The organism is Enteroscipio rubneri, from assembly GCF_963929405.1.
In the GTDB taxonomy this organism is placed as follows: domain Bacteria; phylum Actinomycetota; class Coriobacteriia; order Coriobacteriales; family Eggerthellaceae; genus Enteroscipio; species Enteroscipio rubneri.
In genome coordinates, this window is sequence record NZ_CAWVIN010000003.1 from 717,446 (window position 1) to 734,919 (window position 17,474).

A 17,474-nucleotide genomic window follows, 5' to 3' on the forward strand; every position below is an offset into this window, starting at 1 on the left:
CGGCTGCGGGCCCAAGGGCACGGGCACCGCTTCGGCCGGTTTCCACGGACGTCAGCGCCTCCGCTCCCGTATCCAATAGAAGACTGCCATCATGGCCAATCCGATGACAACCGTGACGGCACCCGGAATGAACCGGTCGAACTCGAACTCGTCCTCATGGTGCGATCCCGGCTCTACGACGGAAACCACCTCGGCGTGAAGATCGCTCACTCCGTCGTGATCGGGACACACGAGATGAAACGTCCCGCGCACCTGAAGGGTTGTGCCCGTGGTGCCGTACTTTCCGTACGTGTCGATCTTCGCGGCTGATTCGCTCGACATGTACACCGACAGCGTCGCGGCTCCTGCGGGCGCCGCAAGCGTGATCCAGCGATGGCCGCCGCTCAAACCGGCGCGAATGCTATCCCCCACAACCTCGCCCACAACCTGTACGGTCTGATTGTCGTAATAGGTATCTGCCGTACCCAGATCGACGATGGACGTATCGTAGATGAACGAGCTGTCGGGAAGCTGCTGGGTGTTGACCGTGTTGCCGTCGTCGCCCTCCGCGCTGGGACCCTCGTCCGCAAAAGCGAGCGCGGGCGCACACGCCCACAGCGCCGCGGCGAGCGCCACCAACGCGCATGCGATGCGACGCGATGTGCGCAGCTTTGTCGAATACGCCGCCCTCATGAGCGCTGCATCAGCCTTCGCGGGTTGAGCGAGACGACGATCTCCACGACGAGCGCCAAAAGCGTGACGAACTCAAGGCGGCCCGCCCACATCTGCAGAATATAGAAGAGCTCCAGCGTGGGGGGCATACCCGGCGAGATGAGGCCCGACGACAAACCGCCGTTGCTCGCCATGGCCACCGATTCGAAGATGGCCTGCGTCGCTTCGTAACCGTGCGCGATACCCACGAGCGCACCGATGGCGTACGTCACCACGTATAGGATGAACACCATCATCGCTTCTTTCACAACGTCGGGCGCGAGCACGCGACGACCGACATGGTTGTACGACACCACGACGCGCGCCGAATCGGGCGCGAGAGCCTCTTTGATGGCAGCGACGACCGACTTCATGATAATGCCGATACGCCTGAACTTGATACCGCCCGTGGTGGACCCTCCGCTGCCGCCCACCGCCATGAGCACGGCAATGACCAGAAACGCCCCGGACGACAAAACGGTTGTCATCTGATTTGAGGTGATGTTTTGAAAGCCCGTGGTCGAAAACGCCGAAACCACCATGAACAAGCCGCGCCTCAGCATGGCCGGCAGATCCGAAAACTCGGCGCTCGCGCTCAACGACGCGGCAATCACGCAGGCCATAACGCCCAGCCATAGCACCATCGTGCGCGTCTCAAGATCGCGAAAGAACACGGCGACGCGTCCCTTCCACACCTCGGAATGCAGCACGAAGTTGATGGAGCCCAGCAGCATGAGCAGCATGAGCAAAAGCTCGATGGGAAACGAATGATAGTACATAATGCTCTGGCTCATCGGAGCGAAGCCGCCCGTCATAAATCCCGAGATCGCTATCCAGAGCGCATGCAAAAACGCACGCAGCGGCTCCATGCCCATGAAGACGCAAAGGCCGGTGAGTACGATCGTGGCGATGAACGTGATGACCATGGCGATCTTGGCGATGAGCCGCGTGGTCTGCACCACGTTGGGCACTACGTGCTCACTGCGGCCCTCCGACGCATACAGCGCGCTCGCGCCCCTGCCAAACAGCCCGAATGAAAGCGCCACGACGATGAGCCCCAGACCTCCGAGCAGGTGCATCATGAAACGCCACATGTTATCGGCATTGGAGAGGTGGTCGAGATCCTGCACGAGGCTAGCCCCGGTCGTGGTCAAGCCCGACACGCCATCGAACAACGCGTCGAGATAGCTTGCATAGTGGCCCGACAGATGCAGCGGCACGGTGGCGATAAATGCCAGGGCGATCCATGCGAAGCCGGTAACGGCGAGCGCCTGCTGGCGGTTGAGGCGGCCCGGATCGATGCGCAGAAACCGCAGACCCGAGCCCACGATGACCGCAATGCCGATCGTCAACAGATAGCGGCTCGCCGGCTCCCATTCACCGCATGCGAGCGCCGTCACGAACGGGACCAGCAGAGCGAGCGAGGAAAAAAGCGCGAGCACTCCCAGATAATGCCCGATGACGCGAACGTCGTACAAAGAGAATCGTTGCCACATGCGAGCGCCCTACCAGCATCCCGCATGAAACGATATTTCGATGATACGCGCCATCAGCTAACCACAACCCTCGTCAGGATGATGAGCGCGGCAAGCAGCAGCAAAAAGCATGTGAGCGCCAGCACCAGGACGCTGTAGCCCAGCAGTGGCGTCTCGACGACCTGGCGGATATCCTGCTTTCTTTTACGCATGCGGGTATTCTAGTACAAACGGACGCCGCGCAACACAACCGTTATGCGGCAACACAAAGCACGCGCAGGAAACGGGGCGCCCGACCTGCGCCGGACGCCCCGTTCTTTGGGCGGCGCACCCGCCGCCGTGCCGCTCGGCACGGCGCTCCATCGGCTCCATGCCGGGCGCTGTCGCCCTATCGGCCATTATCCGTACAGACGTTTCAGTTCCTCCATCGTGGCATCGGCCTGCGCCATGACGTCGCGGACGATGGCGGCCACGGGCTTCTTCTCTTTGATCAGGCCCGAAATCATGCCGGCCGAGAACGCTCCACGCTCTATATCGCCCGCCTTCGCGCGGCCGATCGATCCCGTGCAGTACGCATCGAGCTCTTCGCTGGAGGCGCCCCGATCGTACAGCTCCCAGTACCCGCGCGTAAACGGATTCTGCAGACAACGCACCTGCTTCTTGCCAGGTTCGCCGGTCAGCGTTGTGGACGCGTCGTCAGCATCGATGATCAGCTGCTTGTAGGCTTCGTCCACCGGGCACTCCTCGGCCACGAGAAACGCGGTGCCCATCTGCACGCCTACCGCGCCCAGTGCAAGTGCCGCCACGAAGCCCCGTCCGTCGGCGATGCCCCCGGCGGCGATAACGGGAATGTCCACTGCTTCGGCAATCTGGCGCACCATGGGCATCGTCGTCTGCTTGCCGATATGGCCGCCGCCCTCGATGCCTTCGGCGACGATGGCAGACGCGCCCAAATCCTGCATCTTCTTGGCGGCGCGTGCGTGCGGCACAAGACACATCGTCGTAATCCCGGCCTCCACGAGCATCGGAACGATCTTCGCCGGGTTGCCGGCGCTCACGGTGACGGCGGGAACTCGCTCGTCGATAACGGCGCGCGCCACGTCCTCCACGCACTTCGACTCCATGATGAGGTTCACCGCGAAAGGCTTGTCTGTCTTGCTCCGCGCTATCGCAATCTGCCCGCGCACGACCTCGGGCGTATCAAAGCCCGACTGGATCACCCCGAGCGCACCCGCTTCGCTCACGGTGCCAGCAAACGCGCCGTCGCTGATATGGGCCATGGCTCCTTGAATAAGGGGGTACTCGATTCCGAGCACATCGCATAGAGCGGTTTTCATAGCAGAAGCTCCTCTCGCACGCTGATTCATGCTCCGTTGGCAGTGCCTGAACTTCACATGATAGCGCATCGCGCCTATGCCGAATCGCACCATCCCATTGCGATTTCCCCCGCATCCATTGACCGCATCCATCGGCCATCGAGAGGAGCAGCCGCAAGAAGCGATGGGGGCAGAGACTGCACAAGGAGCAACGCCCGCACGCCTGGGAAAGGAAGCGCCGGGGGCCGCTTTCGCGGCCCCCGGCGCTTCGCGATATGAGCTTCGCCTACTTCTCCACGGGTTCAGCGTCGAGCGTCAGCCCTTCAAAATCGAGCGGCTCTTCCACTCTGCAGCTGTAATTGCCGTCCTGATCGATGTCGATGAGCACGTGGCTGCGGTCGCGCAGCTGGCCCTCCACCACCTTCTGGGCAATGCGGTCCACAATCTCGCGCTGGATGAGACGCTTGAGCGGGCGAGCGCCGAAGATGGGGTCGTAACCGTCAATGGACAGGTGCTCCATAGCCGCAGGCGTCACGTCGAGCGTGATGCGGCGGTCAGCCAGGCGGTCACGCACCTCTTCGAGCTGCAGATCGACAATAGGCTCGATGTTCGTCATATTGAGCGCGTTGAACACCACCACGTCGTCGATGCGGTTGATGAACTCGGGGCGGAACGTCGCGCGCAGGGCCCCGTCGATGGCCTGCTTCATGGCCTTCTCGTCGCCATGCTCGGCGAACTCGCGAATGAACTGCGAGCCCACGTTCGACGTCATGATGATGATAGCGTTCTTGAACGACACCACGCGGCCCTGGCCGTCGGTCAGGCGGCCGTCATCGAGCACCTGCAGCAGGATGTTGAACACGTCCGGGTGCGCCTTCTCGATCTCGTCGAGCAGGATCACCGAGTAGGGCTTGCGACGCACGGCCTCGGTCAGCTGGCCGCCCTCGTCGTAGCCCACGTATCCCGGGGGTGCGCCGATAAGGCGCTGCACGCTGAACTTCTCCATGTACTCGGACATGTCGATGCGCACCATGGCCTTCTCGCTGTCGAACAGGTATTCGGCGAGCGCCTTCGCAAGCTCCGTCTTGCCCACGCCGGTGGGACCCAGGAACAGGAACGAGCCGATAGGGCGGTCGGGATCGGACAGCCCCGCGCGGTTGCGACGAATGGCGCCGGCAACGGCCGACACGGCCTCGTCTTGGCCTACCACGCGTTCGTGCAGCTTGTCCTCAAGGTCGACGAGCTTAGCCATCTCTCCCTGCATCATCTTCTGCACGGGAATGCCCGTCCACGTGGACACGACTTCGGCTATTTCATCGGCGGACACCTCCTCTTTGAGGATAGCGCCGTCCTGCTGCTTCACATTGAGCGCCTCTTCTGCCTCGTGCAGACGCCTCTGCAGTTCGGGGATGCGGGCATAGCGAAGCTCCGAGGCTTTCGAGAGATCGCCTTCGCGCGTGGCACGCTCCTCTTCGAGCTGTGCTCCCTCCAGAATGGATTTGAGGTTTTGCACGCTCTCGATAGCGTCCTTCTCGTTCTGCCATTCGGCCTTGCGCTTGTCCAGATCCTCCTGGGCGGCGGCGATGTCGCGGCGCAGCGTTTCGAGGCGTTCCTGCGAGGCTTCATCGTTCTCCTTCATAAGCGCCTGCTCCTCGATCTGCATCTGCGTGAGCTTGCGCTCGGCGGCATCCACCTCCTCTGGCATGGAATCGATCTCTATGCGCAACCGGCTGGCGGCCTCGTCCATAAGGTCGATGGCCTTGTCGGGCAGGAAGCGATCGGAAATGTAGCGGTTCGAAAGCTCGGCTGCGGCTACGATTGCGGCATCGGTGACGCGGACGCCGTGATGGATCTCGTACTTTTCCTTGAGGCCGCGCAGAATGGCGATGGTGTCCTCCACCGTGGGCTCGCTTACCAGCACCGGCTGGAAGCGGCGCTCGAGCGCGGCGTCCTTTTCGACGTACTTGCGGTATTCGTCGAGCGTTGTTGCGCCGATGGCGTGCAGCTCGCCACGGGCAAGCGCGGGCTTGAGCATGTTGCCTGCGTCGAGCGAGCTGTCGCCGGTGGAGCCAGCGCCCACGATGGTGTGCAGCTCGTCGATGAACAGGATGATGCGGCCATCGCTCTGCTTGACCTCGCGCAGCACCGCCTTCAAGCGATCTTCGAACTCGCCACGGTACTTCGCTCCGGCCATCATGGCACCCAGGTCAAGCGAGATGATGTCGCGATCCTTCAGACTGGACGGCACGTCGCCCGCCACGATACGCTGGGCCAAGCCTTCGACGATAGCCGTCTTTCCGGTGCCGGGCTCGCCGATAAGCACGGGGTTGTTTTTCGTGCGACGGGAGAGCACCTGGATGGTGCGGCGGATCTCCTCGGCGCGGCCGATGACTGGGTCGAGCTTGCCTTCGCGTGCCTGCTGGGTGAGGTTCTGCCCGTACTGCTCGAGCGCCTCAAACTGCACCTTGTTCTGCGGATCGGTCACGCGGGTATCGCCGCGCAGCTCGTCGTAAGCCGCTTCGATGGTCTTGCGTGTGACGCCGGCGGCGTTGAGGATCTTGCCGGCGGAATCCTTCTCCTCAGACAAAGCGATGAGCAGATGCTCGCTCGTGGCATAGCTGTCGCCCAGCTTTTCTGCGATTTTCACAGCGCTGTCGATAAGGTTCATAAGTGCCGGGCCCGGCACGCCGCTCATCATCATGCCGCCACTCGCGCTCACCTTGGGCATGCGGAGGATCTCCGCATCCACGTTGGCCAACAGCTGGAAGGGCTCTGCTCCGATGCGTTTGATAATGGCAGATAGGTTGTTCTCTTTCGACTCAAGCAAGGCCTTCAGCATATGGATGGGCTCGGCTTGGGACGCTTCAGATTCGGAGGCAATGGTGATGGTCTGCTGGAGAGCCTCCTGCGCGCTCAGAGCCAGTTTGTTCAAGTTGCCCATGTTCATAAACGTTCCTCCTTTATGATCGAATCGATCATTCTATGTTTCACGTGAAACACCGCGCCGCCTGTACGGGACCGCCGCTCGACGAAGCGCCGCCGATACTTCTCGATCGCCACGGTCGAAGACCCCGCGAGCGTCGGTTCAAACGCAGCGAAAGCCTGGTCGTGCCGAATTCTTCCGCGCCACTTGCGAGGCTAGGGGAGCCGCCGCAGGACGGAGGGGGCATCGGACACCCGCACGAGTGCGTTCACGCTTTCGCGCGTCTCCAGCTCGTGCACGCGATCGGCCAGACGGCGTACGCGCTTGTGCAGATCGTCGAGCTCGGTGTCGCGCTCGTCCAGCCTTCCCTGCAAATCGAGAATGCGGATGACGCCCGCCAGATTGATGCCTTCGCTCGTAAGCTCGTTGATGAGCTCGAGCCGTTCGATGTCGGCCTGCGAGTACATACGCGTGTTGCCGCTCGTGCGTTGCGGCGTCACGAGTCCTTTCTGTTCGTAGGCGCGCAGCGTCTGCGGATGCACGCCCGCCAACTGTGCGGCCACGCTGATCATGTAGAGCGGACGGTTGCGGTCGTTGCGGTCGGTCATCACCAGCTCCTCACGTCCTGGGTCGTGGCTGACAGGAAATCCTCCATGGCCTTTTTCTGGCCCTCGTTCATAGCCGTGGGCACGACCACCTTGACGGTGATCTTCAGATCGCCCGTGCCCTGGCCCTTCACCTGTGGAGCACCCTTGCCCTTGATCGAAAGAACCGTATCATCCTGCGTGCCCTTCGGAATCTTGACGCGCACCTTCGTGCCGTCGGGCGCCGGCACAACAATGCTTGCGCCCAGCGCGGCCTCGGCCACGCTCACCGGCACGTCCATGAGAACGTCGGCGGACTTGCGGCGATAGTAGGGATGCTCGTCGATCTTCGTCGTGATGAGCAGATCTCCCGCTGCACCGCCGTTCTCGCCGGGGCCGCCCTTGCCCTTGAAGCGCAGACGACCGCCGTCCACGGCGCCGGCCGGTATCTTCACGGTCAGAGTCTCGGACTCATTGCGCCCGGGCACGCGCACGGTCACGCGCTTCTCGGCGCCTTTAAAGGCCTCTTCGAACGTTACGTTGAGCGTCACGTTCATATCCTGGCCTTTGCGAGGCCGTGGCTGCCGAGCGCCGCCGCCGAAGCCGCCGCTTCCACCGCCGCCAAAATCCCATTCGGTACCGAACGCGCCTTCGCCGTGCCGGATGCTTTCGAGGATGTCGGCCCAGCTGCCGAAGCCAGCGCCTCCGCCGCCTCCGAAAATATCCTCGACATGCACCGCTCCGCCGCCCCAGCCCTGCGGAACCTGGTTCTCGTTCGCGGTGCCGTACTGATCGTAGAGCTTGCGCTTCTTGTCGTCGGAAAGCACCTCGTAGGCTTCGTTGAGCTCCTTGAACTTCGCCTCGTCGCCGCCCGTGTCAGGATGATGCGTGCGCGCGAGCTTGCGGAACGCCTTCTTTATCTCGTCGGCCGTTGCGGTGCGTGGAACGCCGAGCGTCTTGTAGTAATCGGGAGTCGCCGCCATGCGCCCCACCTCCTTACTCTATCTGATAGCAGAAGCGGGCCGTCCTCATAGTCTTGCCCGCTTCTGGTAACTACTTCTGGTTTTCCGATTCTTCCTGCGGTTTCTCCCGCTTTGGCCCGCCTGTCGTGACGGTTACCATGGCAGGTCGCAAGACTTTTGTTCCCATCTTGTACCCTCGCTGGTAGACCTCGGCCACCGTCTCGTCGGGCACGCTTGGGTCATCGACGGTAGCGACGGCCTGAGCTTCCAGCGCGTCGAACGCCTCGCCGGCCGGGTTGATGACCTCGACGCCGTCCTTCGTCAGCACGTCGATGAGCTTCGAGTGTACAGCCTGCACACCGTCGAATAGACCGGTTTCACCATTGGACGTGGCATAGTCGATCGTTCGCTCGAAATCGTCGATCACGGGCAGGAGGCTCGTGACCAGCTTCTCGGCCGCACGGGCTTTCTCGGCTTCGCGCTGCTCGGCCGTACGCCGGCGATACGTGTCCCACTCGGCATGCAGGCGCATGAACTTATCCTGCCACTCCCGCGCCTCGGCCTGGGCCTGGACGACTTGTTCATCGGTCGACCGCGCCGCATCCTCAACGGGCTCGCCTTCCAGCGGCGCCGCGCCGTCAGCACCGGCCTCGGTACCGGCCGGGCCGCCCGGGGCCGGCTCGGAGGAGCCGGCCGAAGGGGCGTCGGCGGCGTCGGGGGAGGGGGTGTGTCCGCCGCCCTGATCGGTTTGCCGGTTGGAGGGCTGAGCAGCCTCGGCCTCTCCGTGCACGTCTTCGATGGGAATCTTCTTACCTTCGCCTTGCGCCGCGCGCTCCGGCGAGGATGTGCTCGGCTTGGCCATGGCGATTACTTCCCTTCCTTCTTGTTATCGTCGTCGTCCTCGACGACCTCGTAGTCAGCTTCGATGGTGTCGTCGGCCGGAGTGGACTCCGCGGCGGCAGCCTGTGAGGCGGCATCCGCGCCCTGCGTGGAGTACACGACCTCTGCCAGCTTGTAGCCCGCCTGCTGCATCTTCTCGGTCGCAGCCTTGATGGCATCCAGATCGGAACCCTCGAGCGCGCTCTTGGCCTCGGCAATGGCTTCCTCGGCCTGGGTCTTCACATCGGACGGCGCCTTGTCGCCCACTTCAGCGAGCGTCTGCTCGGTGGCGTTCACCAGCGCGTCGGCGTTGTTGCGGACCTCAACCTCTTCCTTGCGCTTCTTGTCCTCTTCGGCATGCAGCTCGGCGTCCTTCACCATGCGCTCGACTTCGTCGTCGTTCAGCGCGGTGGAGCCGGAAATGGTGATCTGCTGCTGCTTGCCGGTGCCCAGGTCCTTCGCCGACACGTTCACGATGCCGTTCGCGTCGATGTCGAACGTGACCTCGATTTGCGGCACACCGCGGCGCGCGGCCGGGATGCCAGTCAGCTGGAACTTGCCCAGCGTCTTGTTGTCGTGGGCCATCTGGCGCTCGCCCTGCAGCACGTGCACCTCGACGGACGTCTGGTTGTCGGCCGCGGTGGAGTAGATCTCCGTCTTGCGGGTGGGGATGGTGGTGTTGCGGTCGATCATCTTCGTCATGACGCCACCCATCGTCTCGACGCCTAACGACAGCGGAGTCACGTCGAGCAGCAGGATGCCCTCCACGTCGCCGGCCAGCACGCCGCCCTGGACGGCCGCGCCCATGGCCACGACCTCGTCAGGGTTCACGGACATGTTCGGCTCTTTGCCGGTAAGTTTCTTGACCAGATCCTGCACGGCGGGCATGCGGGTGGAACCGCCTACGAGGATGACCTCGTCGATGTCGCCGGCTTTGAGGCCCGCATCCTTGAGTGCCTGCTCGACCGGCTTCTTGCAACGGTCGAGGAGATCCTTCGTGATGCGCTCGAACTCGGCGCGCGTCAGCGTGTAGTCGAGGTGCTTCGGGCCGGAGGCGTCGGCCGTGATGAACGGCAGGTTGATGTTGGCCTGCGTCGTGGAGGACAGCTCCATCTTCGCCTTCTCGGCAGCTTCCTTCAAGCGCTGCAGAGCCATTTTATCCTGGCGCAGATCGATGCCGTTGTCGGCCTTGAACTTGTCGGCCAGCCAATCGATGATGCGCTGATCCCAATCGTCGCCGCCCAGATGGTTGTCGCCGGCGGTGGCCGCAACCTCGAACACGCCGTCGCCCAGCTCCAGGATGGACACGTCGAACGTGCCGCCGCCCAGGTCGAATACGAGGATCTTCTCGTCCTTATTCGTCTTGTCCAGGCCGTAGGCAAGCGCAGCCGCCGTTGGCTCGTTGATGATGCGGAGCACTTCGAGGCCCGCGATCTTGCCGGCATCCTTCGTGGCCTGGCGCTGCGCGTCGTTGAAGTACGCGGGCACCGTGATGACGGCCTGCGTGACAGGGGCGCCCAACTGCTTTTCGGCGTCGTTCTTCAGCTTCTGGAGCACCATGGCGGAGATCTCCTCCGGGGTGTAGTCCTTGCCGTCGATGTCGACGACGGCGCGGCCGTCCTTGCCCTTCTGTAGCTTGTAGCTGACGGTCTTGCGCTCTTCCGGCGTCTCGTCGAACGAACGGCCGATGAAGCGCTTCACGGAGGACACGGTATTCTCCGGGTTCGTGACCGCCTGGTTCTTCGCGGCTTTGCCGACGACGCGCTCGCCGTCCTTACGGAAGCCCTCGACGGACGGCGTGGTGCGGTCGCCTTCCGCGTTCACGAGGATTTCGGGCTCGGAGCCCTCCATGACGGCCATGGCGGAGTTCGTCGTGCCCAAGTCGATGCCAAGTATCTTGCTCATTATGCTGCTTCCTCTCTGTTGGAGTCTGTTGCCTTGTTCGGGTTCGTCAGCCTGTTCGGTGTGCTCGCTTCGCCTACGGCGACGTGCGGTCGAAGGGAAATCCCTCGAATCAGCACGGTGCGATTCAAGGACTTAGCCTGCTTTCGACGTTTTGGAATATATAATCTAAGTCAATCATTGTCAAGTTTTTTACCAATTTGTAAAGTAAGTTTTGTCAACGAACAAAACTATAGACCGCAGTGCCCGCAGCAAGGGCGCACCGGGCGATCGTTACGCGATGCGCACCCGCTCGTTTTCCGTTCGAAGCGTGCGCGACCGTCTTGGCGCTCGCCGGGGGATATACCATGCCCCAGATGAGAAGAGCCCCGCCTCCTGCGCTGAGGAGACGGGGCTCTGAAACCGCGAGCAGATTCGCGAAGCTAGTCTTCGATGACCTCGGGGATAGCGCCCATGGGGCACTCTTCCACGCAGTCGCCGCACGCGATGCAGGCGTCTTCGTTCACAACGTCCGCGACGCCGCCGACAACTTCGAGCACTTCTTGCGGGCACGCGTCGACGCAGATACCACAGCCGATGCACTCATCGGCCTCAATAACCGGGTGAGCCATGTCAAACTCCTTCTCGTCTGAAAGCATCCCCGGCAACGCGGGAAAACTTCCCCTAAAATGTTCTGCCCGCAAGATACCATGCTTCGTTGCAATTGCAAGAAAAAATGGCGAATTTCTCAGGCGGCGGCAGAAATTGGCAATGACCCGCAGTCCGCCGTCAGCAGATGCGCGGGAGCTGCTCCCCTACGAGCATATCGAGGATACGGGTTCCGCCGAACGCTGTGCGCAAAAACACCTTCGGACCGCGCTCGGGCTGTGCCTTGGACACTGAGCCGATCACAGCGGCGTCCGTGCCGTATCGATTCGCGTGCATAGCGGCAAGCGCCGCGTCGGCTTCGTCGGCGGAAACGACGCACACCATCTTGCCCTCGTTTGCAACCTGCAGCGGGTCATAGCCCAACATCTCGCAGGCGCCGAGCACAGCCGGCTTCACCGGTACGGCATCCTCCTCAACGGTGATGTCGGTGCCCGACTGGGCGGCCAGCTCGTTGAGCGTGGAGGCCAGGCCGCCGCGCGTGGGATCACGGAAACAGCGCGTATGCGGTGCCGCCGCCAGCACCTCTGCGATAAGGTGGTTGAGCGGAGCTGCATCGCTTTCGAGGTCGGCTGAGAACGACAACGACTCGCGGCAGCTCATGATCGTGATACCGTGGTCCCCGAGCGTACCGGTGACCAGCACCTTGTCGCCGGGGCGGCACTGCGCGCCACCCAGCTCGACGCCGGGAGCCAAGACGCCGATGCCGCTCGTGTTGATGAAGACGCCGTCGCCGTGACCGCGATTCACTACCTTCGTATCGCCAGTCACCAGGCGCACGCCCGCTTCTTGCGCGCAAGCGGCCATGGAAGCGCAGATGCGCTCGAGGTCTTCGATGGGATATCCCTCTTCGAGGACGAATCCGCAACTCAGATAGCGGGGAACGGCGCCGCTTGTGGCCACGTCGTTCACGGTGCCGCATACAGCCAGCCGACCGATGTCGCCTCCGGGAAAGAAATGGGGCGTCACGACAAAACTGTCAGTGGAGAACGCCAGCCGCTCGCACTCGGCCGGCGCAGGCAGCACCGCCGCATCATCGCCCCGCAGCAGCTCATCGCTGGCATACGCCTCGAAAAACACTTCATCAATGATTCTTTTCATCATGGTTCCGCCGCTACCGTGGCCGAGCATGACTGTGGTATCCATAAAGCTCCTTGCCTTTTAACCGTCCGAAACGAACGAATGTTTCACGTGAAACATTCGTGTTCTGCGAAGCGGCAACCTCGCCCTGACGGCTATCAGGTCGTCAGGGCTTTCTCCCTAAGCGTACTGTCCGGTCGTGGTGACGACCAGGCGGCCGTTCTTCACGCCCTTGGTTCCCAGAATAATGTTGGCGATATCCTGCACCAGGCCGGTCTCCCCGCGCAGCACGATGACCTCGAGGCAATGGTGGGCATCAAGGTGCACGTGCATGGACGAAACGATGGATTCGAAGTATTCATGCTGGATGGCATGCAGCTTTTCCTGCAGATCGTTGGCGTGATGGTCGAACACGATGGTGAGCGTGCCGACCACCTCCGTGCCCGGCGTTGCGCACTCGTCTTCCACCAGAGCGTCGCGCACGAGGTCGCGCACCACTTCGCTGCGGTTCTTCGCGAGCCCGCGGCGGGCCACCAGCCTATCGAACCTCATGAGCAGATCCTCGGGCATGGCAACCGAAAAGCGCATGAGATCGTTGCTCATGTGCCGCTGCCCTTACACCAAGCTGACAGTGACGTTGCTCGAGGCCTGCGCATCGTCTTCGAGCGCATCCTTAGCCTCGTCGAGCAGCGCCCGCACATCGTCGAGCAGCGCCTGAGCCGCGTGCATCTTCTCGGACACCGTGGGGAACCCGGCATCGCCCGCCATGTGGCCGAGCGTGTGCGCCCACCGTCGCTCCAGCTTGATATGATCGTCTATTTGGTCGACCATTTGCTCAAACTGACCAGTATTGATACCGTTTGTACACATCGGTTCTCCTATCGTCTAACTGCGCCCGACGCTTCCGTTCCGCAGTCGTGGGCGCTCGTTTCTTGCTAGTATGATCGTTATACGGCGAACGTGAGGCAACTGCAAGGGGTCGTGTGAAAATGTCCGTGAATGGTAACATGTACGAGGTCACGCTGAATGAGACGTGGGATCTGTTCGGAGCCCACTTGGACGGTGCGCACGCGGCGCTCGTATGCGTGCTGAGCGCAAAGCCCCTCGAAGAGCGCGGGTGCACGGCACTGCGCAGCTCGGCCGATGCGCTCGGTTACGGCCGAGATGCCTGCACGTTCATCGCGCTTGATGCGGGCGACGGCAGCCTGCTCGACGAGCAGGCGCTGTTCCTGCTTATGGAAGGTTTGGATCCTGTATGCCTTGTTGCCGCAGACAACGACGCGGCAGAGGCGCTCGGCCGCGCATACCGCTGCTCGGTGGAAACCGGGAAGGCGAACCACGTGTTCGGCCGCACCTGCATCGCGTTTCGGGACTTCGACGCGATGCTTGACGACGGGCAGGACAAACAAATCGCCTGGGCTCTGCTCAAGAAGCTGCCGAAGTTCGGAGACTAGAGAACGCCGAGACCGGAAACGCCTCGGGATCGGCGATGTATCCCGAGGCGTTCTGCGTACGTATGTTTCACGTGAAACAATCTTGCGGCGGCGCGAAACGAAACCGAGAGTGCGAGCCTGAATGCCGGCGGCGCGAGGCGCGTGTCGAGAGGCGCGGACACGAAGCGCAAGCCGAGGGCGAGGACGCGAGGTGCGAGCCGAGAGGCGCATGTCCGAACCGAAGCCGAGGGCGCATGTCCGAAGACGACAGCTCGCGCTCACATACCGGCGTGCACGGCAGTGCGAACTTCGGCGCCGATCCGCGTCAACGCGAGGCGCGAGTCAGCCGCGAACACCTTCGTACGTCGACACTATGCCATGACGGCGCTCTCGGCGGCCTTCAACAGGTCGCGCACCTCGTCCATCGTCTCGGCCTCGGCGTAGATGCGCACGAGCGGCTCGGTGCCGGAGGGGCGCATCATGACCCACGCATCGCCTTCGAGGTAGAACTTCACGCCGTCGCGACGATCCACGTCCACCACCTTCTTGCCGCACATCTCGTCGGGCGCGTAGCTCGGCACGATGTTCGCGCGGAAGTTCGCCATCTGCTCGTCGGTAATCTTCAGGCCCTGGCGCTCGAACTCCAGCTTGCCCACCTTCTCGAACATATCGTCCACCAGCTGGCCCAGGCTCATGCCGCGCTGCGCCATCGTCTCGCACAGCAGCAGCGCCATCAGCAGGCCATCGCGCTCCATGACATGGCTGGGGATGCCGATGCCGCCGGACTCCTCGCCGCCCAGCATGACGTCGCCCTTCTCCATCTCGGCGTAGATCCACTTGAAGCCCACCGGCGTGCTGGTCAGCTCAAGGCCGAGGCGCTTGCACTGGCGCGCGAGCATGGCCGACGCGGTGATGGTGGACACGACGCGGCCGGTGAGGCCCTTGTCCTCGGCGAGGTGCGAGGTAAGCAGCGTGATGATGCGGTGCGGGTTCACGAAGTTGCCGTGCTCGTCCACCGCGCCGATGCGATCGGCGTCGCCGTCGTTGATGAAGCCCGCGTCGTAGCCCAGCTCGGGAACCTTTGCGATGCAGCGGTCCACCCAAGGCGGAATAGGCTCGGGATGCAAACCGTCGAACGTCGGATCCTCGGCGTTGTTGATCTCGCACACCTCCACGCCCAGATCGCGCAGCAGCGTTGCCAGGTAGATGCGGCCCGCGCCGTACAGCGGATCCACCACCACGCGCAGGTTGGCGTTGCGAATAGCCTCGGCGTCGACGCGCTCCTTGAGCGTAGCGAGGTACGGAGTCATGAGGTCGACCGTCTCGCACGTGCCACGCGCCTCGGTGGGCTCGTCGGCGAAGGCGGCTTCCACGCGGTCAGTAAACTCCTTGCCCGCCGCGCCGCCGTCGGACATGCGCAGCTTCACGCCCAGGTACTCAGCCGGGTTGTGGCTGCTAGTCAGCATGATGCCGCCCACCGCGTCGGCGTCCTGGGCGACCGACCAGCACAGCGTGGGCGTGGGGCAGTAGTCCTGCGTGAGCTTGACGGCGAAGCCCTGCGCCGCTGCGACTTCGGCCGCGAGCTGCGCGTAGGCGTGCGCGTCCTGGCGGCAGTCGTGGCCCACGATGAGGGTGCCGGGCGCATCCTGGGCGCGGCCAGCCGCAAGAGCGTCTTCCTTGAAAACGCGCGCCGCCGCGTCGATGACGCGCACAAGGTTGTCGTTGGTGAAATCCTCGCCGATGACGGCTCGCCAGCCATCGGTTCCGAAGTGAATGCCATCTGCCACGGAGCGTCCTTTCCGTCGATCTGCCGCCGCGCTCGTTGCGCGGTCGACCGTTCGTGAGGTTCGTGCTCCGTATTATAGTCAAACCGGAACGCGCCGGGCCGATCCGTCGCAAAAGGGGCAGAGAGCCGACGGCGAACCGGATGGTCGTCGAATGCCCCCCCCTTCGGAGGCAGCCTTCCGAAACGCACGACCGAGCGATGACATGCTATTCTATTCCTGCGCTGCAAGCAGCGCAAATAAGGGAGAGGGAGACCGTGGTAAACGCCTTCAATCGTCTTGATGAACAACGTCGCAATCTTCAGCAGTTCAAGAACGGGATCGCCGCCCACCCGTTCCTTTCCATAGGGTTCGGCCTCTATTGGATGCAGACGGTGTTGTTGTTTCAGAGTCCGTATTTGTTTCTGGACCCTTCGCCGCTAGCAGGGCTGTCCTCACTGCCGAAGGGCACCATCGTGTTGGTGGCGAGCGTGTTCACCTATGTGCTGTGGAGCATGCGCTATCGTCATGTCAACCGCATCAGCGAAGCTCGGTGGTTCCCCATTGCGCTCTGCGGTGCGCTCGTGCTGGGCGCGCTGCTCTACTGTCTGTATCCATCGCTGCTGAGCGGCAACCGCGATCTTGCCGTTTTGACGTACCTGACGGGTTCAATCCTCATCGGCTGCGGAACCGCGAATATCTGCCTGGAAACGGGGCGTGTGTTTGGCTTCTTGGGCCCGCTTCAAGTGCTGTTTCACGGTAGCGCAGCGCTGCTCATCGGAACGTTCGGCGCGCTCGCGCTGTCGGCTTTTCCCGGAGAGGTGGGGCGTGTCGCGCTCGTGCTCATGCCCGTTCCGATGGTGGCATGCCTCTGGAAGAGCATCCGGGGGCTGCCGGCCCGCGAGCTGTACGGCCAAGGCATGCAGATCGAGGTGCGCGTGCCCACGAAGTTCCTCGTCACCTCGTTTTTTCAGGGTTTGGGCCTGGGCGTGATGCACAGCTTTCTGATCAGCAGCTTCGGAAGCTCCACCATTGTGGTGAGCATGGGATACCTGGCCGCCGTCGTGCTGCTGTTCTTCTGCGCGGTCGCCGTGAAGAACAACTTCGATGCACTCATTTACCGCATCGGTTTTCCCCTTATGGGAAGCGGGTTCTTCATCGTCAGCATGCTCGAGCCAGCGCTGTTCGTCGGGGTGCTCGGCCTTGATGCCGGCTACTGCTTTCTGTACCTCATGCAGTGTTCGCTATGCGCTTACCTGGCAAAAGGACTGGGCCAGCCACCTATCTGGATCATCGGCACGGGAACGGCATGTCTGCTGGCCGGCCAATTCGTTGGCAGCGTGGTTGACGTGCTCGTGCCCGATTGGCATGCGCTGGCCATCTTCACCGCATTCGTCCTTCTACTTGCCGCGCTGTTCATGACAAGCAGCCGGAACATCAGGCTGGGCTGGGGCGCGGTCAGCCCCGGCGCAAGCGCTCCGAGCACCGGCTCTGAAAACGGCCTGGCCGTCGCCTGTCAGATGCTCGCCACCGAACATCGGCTGTCGAAACGCGAGACCGAGGTGTTCGATCTCGTCGTGAAGGGATACAGCCGCAAAGCCATTGCGCGCGAGCTCAACATAGCCGAGGAGACGGTGAAAACGCACTCGGGCCGCATCTACCAGAAATTCCTCGTGCATTCAAAGCAGGAGCTCATCGAGCTTGTGGCACAGCGAGCCACGGCGATGGACAACTAGCCCCGATGCCTGCACTCGAGCAGGCACGTCAGCATGCTGAGGAGGGCCTCTTCATGCCGCGAGGGGTACGCGGTGGCATACAGCGG

16 protein-coding genes are annotated in these 17,474 nt (G+C 62.7%); 2 read left to right on the forward strand and 14 right to left on the reverse strand.

What is annotated here, in order from left to right; all coding sequences use genetic code 11:
• Window positions 1-51 precede the first annotated feature (51 nt).
• The 13 genes from ABGT83_RS10115 to ABGT83_RS10175 form a co-directional block, all read right to left on the reverse strand.
• Complete coding sequence (locus ABGT83_RS10115; RefSeq protein WP_103265773.1) at window positions 52-672, reverse strand: hydrolase; 621 nt, start codon at window positions 670-672, stop codon at window positions 52-54.
• On the reverse strand, window positions 669-2,186 hold the full coding sequence (locus ABGT83_RS10120; RefSeq protein WP_346687389.1) for a TrkH family potassium uptake protein: 1,518 nt from the start codon (window positions 2,184-2,186) through the stop codon (window positions 669-671). The genes ABGT83_RS10115 and ABGT83_RS10120 overlap by 4 nt, the downstream gene beginning before the upstream one ends.
• A gap of 53 nt (window positions 2,187-2,239) precedes the next feature.
• Window positions 2,240-2,377 (reverse strand): hypothetical protein, encoded by a 138-nt coding sequence (locus ABGT83_RS10125; RefSeq protein ID WP_170042496.1) that lies wholly within the window; start codon window positions 2,375-2,377, stop codon window positions 2,240-2,242.
• Window positions 2,378-2,563: 186 nt separating this feature from the next.
• Complete coding sequence (locus ABGT83_RS10130; protein WP_103265775.1) at window positions 2,564-3,502, reverse strand: nitronate monooxygenase; 939 nt, start codon at window positions 3,500-3,502, stop codon at window positions 2,564-2,566.
• Window positions 3,503-3,767: 265 nt separating this feature from the next.
• Window positions 3,768-6,428: an ATP-dependent chaperone ClpB gene (gene clpB, locus ABGT83_RS10135; RefSeq protein ID WP_103265776.1), complete on the reverse strand. Its 2,661-nt coding sequence runs from the start codon at window positions 6,426-6,428 to the stop codon at window positions 3,768-3,770.
• Window positions 6,429-6,619: 191 nt separating this feature from the next.
• Entirely contained in the window at window positions 6,620-7,012 is a 393-nt protein-coding gene (locus tag ABGT83_RS10140) for a heat shock protein transcriptional repressor HspR (protein ID WP_103265777.1), read from the reverse strand.
• Window positions 7,012-7,971 (reverse strand): DnaJ C-terminal domain-containing protein, encoded by a 960-nt coding sequence (locus ABGT83_RS10145; protein ID WP_103265778.1) that lies wholly within the window; start codon window positions 7,969-7,971, stop codon window positions 7,012-7,014. The genes ABGT83_RS10140 and ABGT83_RS10145 overlap by 1 nt, the downstream gene beginning before the upstream one ends.
• A 70-nt stretch (window positions 7,972-8,041) precedes the next feature.
• The gene (locus tag ABGT83_RS10150; RefSeq protein ID WP_346687393.1) at window positions 8,042-8,812 is read right to left on the reverse strand and encodes a nucleotide exchange factor GrpE; all 771 of its coding nucleotides are present in this window, start codon (window positions 8,810-8,812) and stop codon (window positions 8,042-8,044) included.
• 5 nt (window positions 8,813-8,817) lie between these two features.
• The gene (dnaK, locus tag ABGT83_RS10155; RefSeq protein ID WP_103265780.1) at window positions 8,818-10,734 is read right to left on the reverse strand and encodes a molecular chaperone DnaK; all 1,917 of its coding nucleotides are present in this window, start codon (window positions 10,732-10,734) and stop codon (window positions 8,818-8,820) included.
• A 419-nt stretch (window positions 10,735-11,153) separates the two neighbouring features.
• Window positions 11,154-11,342, reverse strand: coding sequence for a 4Fe-4S binding protein (locus ABGT83_RS10160; RefSeq protein WP_103265781.1), 189 nt, complete (start codon window positions 11,340-11,342; stop codon window positions 11,154-11,156).
• Between the two features lie 157 nt (window positions 11,343-11,499).
• Window positions 11,500-12,522: a hydrogenase expression/formation protein HypE gene (gene hypE, locus ABGT83_RS10165; RefSeq protein ID WP_346687395.1), complete on the reverse strand. Its 1,023-nt coding sequence runs from the start codon at window positions 12,520-12,522 to the stop codon at window positions 11,500-11,502.
• 114 nt (window positions 12,523-12,636) lie between these two features.
• A complete protein-coding gene (gene nikR, locus ABGT83_RS10170) occupies window positions 12,637-13,059 on the reverse strand; it encodes a nickel-responsive transcriptional regulator NikR (protein WP_103265783.1) in 423 nt (140 codons plus the stop codon).
• A gap of 12 nt (window positions 13,060-13,071) precedes the next feature.
• The gene (locus tag ABGT83_RS10175; RefSeq protein ID WP_103265784.1) at window positions 13,072-13,326 is read right to left on the reverse strand and encodes a dynein gamma chain protein; all 255 of its coding nucleotides are present in this window, start codon (window positions 13,324-13,326) and stop codon (window positions 13,072-13,074) included.
• A gap of 119 nt (window positions 13,327-13,445) precedes the next feature.
• On the opposite strand from ABGT83_RS10175, the gene ABGT83_RS10180 reads away from it, so the two are divergent.
• Window positions 13,446-13,910 carry a hypothetical protein gene (locus ABGT83_RS10180; RefSeq protein ID WP_239926646.1) on the forward strand — a complete coding sequence of 155 codons (465 nt, stop codon included), beginning with the start codon at window positions 13,446-13,448 and terminating at the stop codon, window positions 13,908-13,910.
• A gap of 350 nt (window positions 13,911-14,260) precedes the next feature.
• Here ABGT83_RS10180 and ABGT83_RS10185 read toward each other — a convergent pair whose 3' ends face one another.
• Complete coding sequence (locus ABGT83_RS10185) at window positions 14,261-15,676, reverse strand: phosphoglucosamine mutase (RefSeq protein ID WP_103265786.1); 1,416 nt, start codon at window positions 15,674-15,676, stop codon at window positions 14,261-14,263.
• Between the two features lie 254 nt (window positions 15,677-15,930).
• Between ABGT83_RS10185 and ABGT83_RS10190 the strand changes: the two genes are divergently transcribed.
• The gene (locus tag ABGT83_RS10190; RefSeq protein WP_346687398.1) at window positions 15,931-17,388 is read left to right on the forward strand and encodes a response regulator transcription factor; all 1,458 of its coding nucleotides are present in this window, start codon (window positions 15,931-15,933) and stop codon (window positions 17,386-17,388) included.
• The last annotated feature ends 86 nt before the right edge of the window (window positions 17,389-17,474 follow it).

What these genes read in the sequence shown, in the direction of transcription:
- ABGT83_RS10115 (WP_103265773.1), bottom strand. Translation starts at nt 672, where the DNA reads ATGAGGGCGGCGTATTCGACAAAGCTGCGCACATCGCGTCGCATCGCA.
- ABGT83_RS10120 (WP_346687389.1), bottom strand. Translation starts at nt 2,186, where the DNA reads ATGTGGCAACGATTCTCTTTGTACGACGTTCGCGTCATCGGGCATTAT.
- ABGT83_RS10125 (WP_170042496.1), bottom strand. Translation starts at nt 2,377, where the DNA reads ATGCGTAAAAGAAAGCAGGATATCCGCCAGGTCGTCGAGACGCCACTG.
- ABGT83_RS10130 (WP_103265775.1), bottom strand. Translation starts at nt 3,502, where the DNA reads ATGAAAACCGCTCTATGCGATGTGCTCGGAATCGAGTACCCCCTTATT.
- clpB (WP_103265776.1), bottom strand. Translation starts at nt 6,428, where the DNA reads ATGAACATGGGCAACTTGAACAAACTGGCTCTGAGCGCGCAGGAGGCT.
- ABGT83_RS10140 (WP_103265777.1), bottom strand. Translation starts at nt 7,012, where the DNA reads ATGACCGACCGCAACGACCGCAACCGTCCGCTCTACATGATCAGCGTG.
- ABGT83_RS10145 (WP_103265778.1), bottom strand. Translation starts at nt 7,971, where the DNA reads ATGGCGGCGACTCCCGATTACTACAAGACGCTCGGCGTTCCACGCACC.
- ABGT83_RS10150 (WP_346687393.1), bottom strand. Translation starts at nt 8,812, where the DNA reads ATGGCCAAGCCGAGCACATCCTCGCCGGAGCGCGCGGCGCAAGGCGAA.
- dnaK (WP_103265780.1), bottom strand. Translation starts at nt 10,734, where the DNA reads ATGAGCAAGATACTTGGCATCGACTTGGGCACGACGAACTCCGCCATG.
- ABGT83_RS10160 (WP_103265781.1), bottom strand. Translation starts at nt 11,342, where the DNA reads ATGGCTCACCCGGTTATTGAGGCCGATGAGTGCATCGGCTGTGGTATC.
- hypE (WP_346687395.1), bottom strand. Translation starts at nt 12,522, where the DNA reads ATGGATACCACAGTCATGCTCGGCCACGGTAGCGGCGGAACCATGATG.
- nikR (WP_103265783.1), bottom strand. Translation starts at nt 13,059, where the DNA reads ATGAGCAACGATCTCATGCGCTTTTCGGTTGCCATGCCCGAGGATCTG.
- ABGT83_RS10175 (WP_103265784.1), bottom strand. Translation starts at nt 13,326, where the DNA reads ATGTGTACAAACGGTATCAATACTGGTCAGTTTGAGCAAATGGTCGAC.
- ABGT83_RS10180 (WP_239926646.1), top strand. Translation starts at nt 13,446, where the DNA reads ATGTCCGTGAATGGTAACATGTACGAGGTCACGCTGAATGAGACGTGG.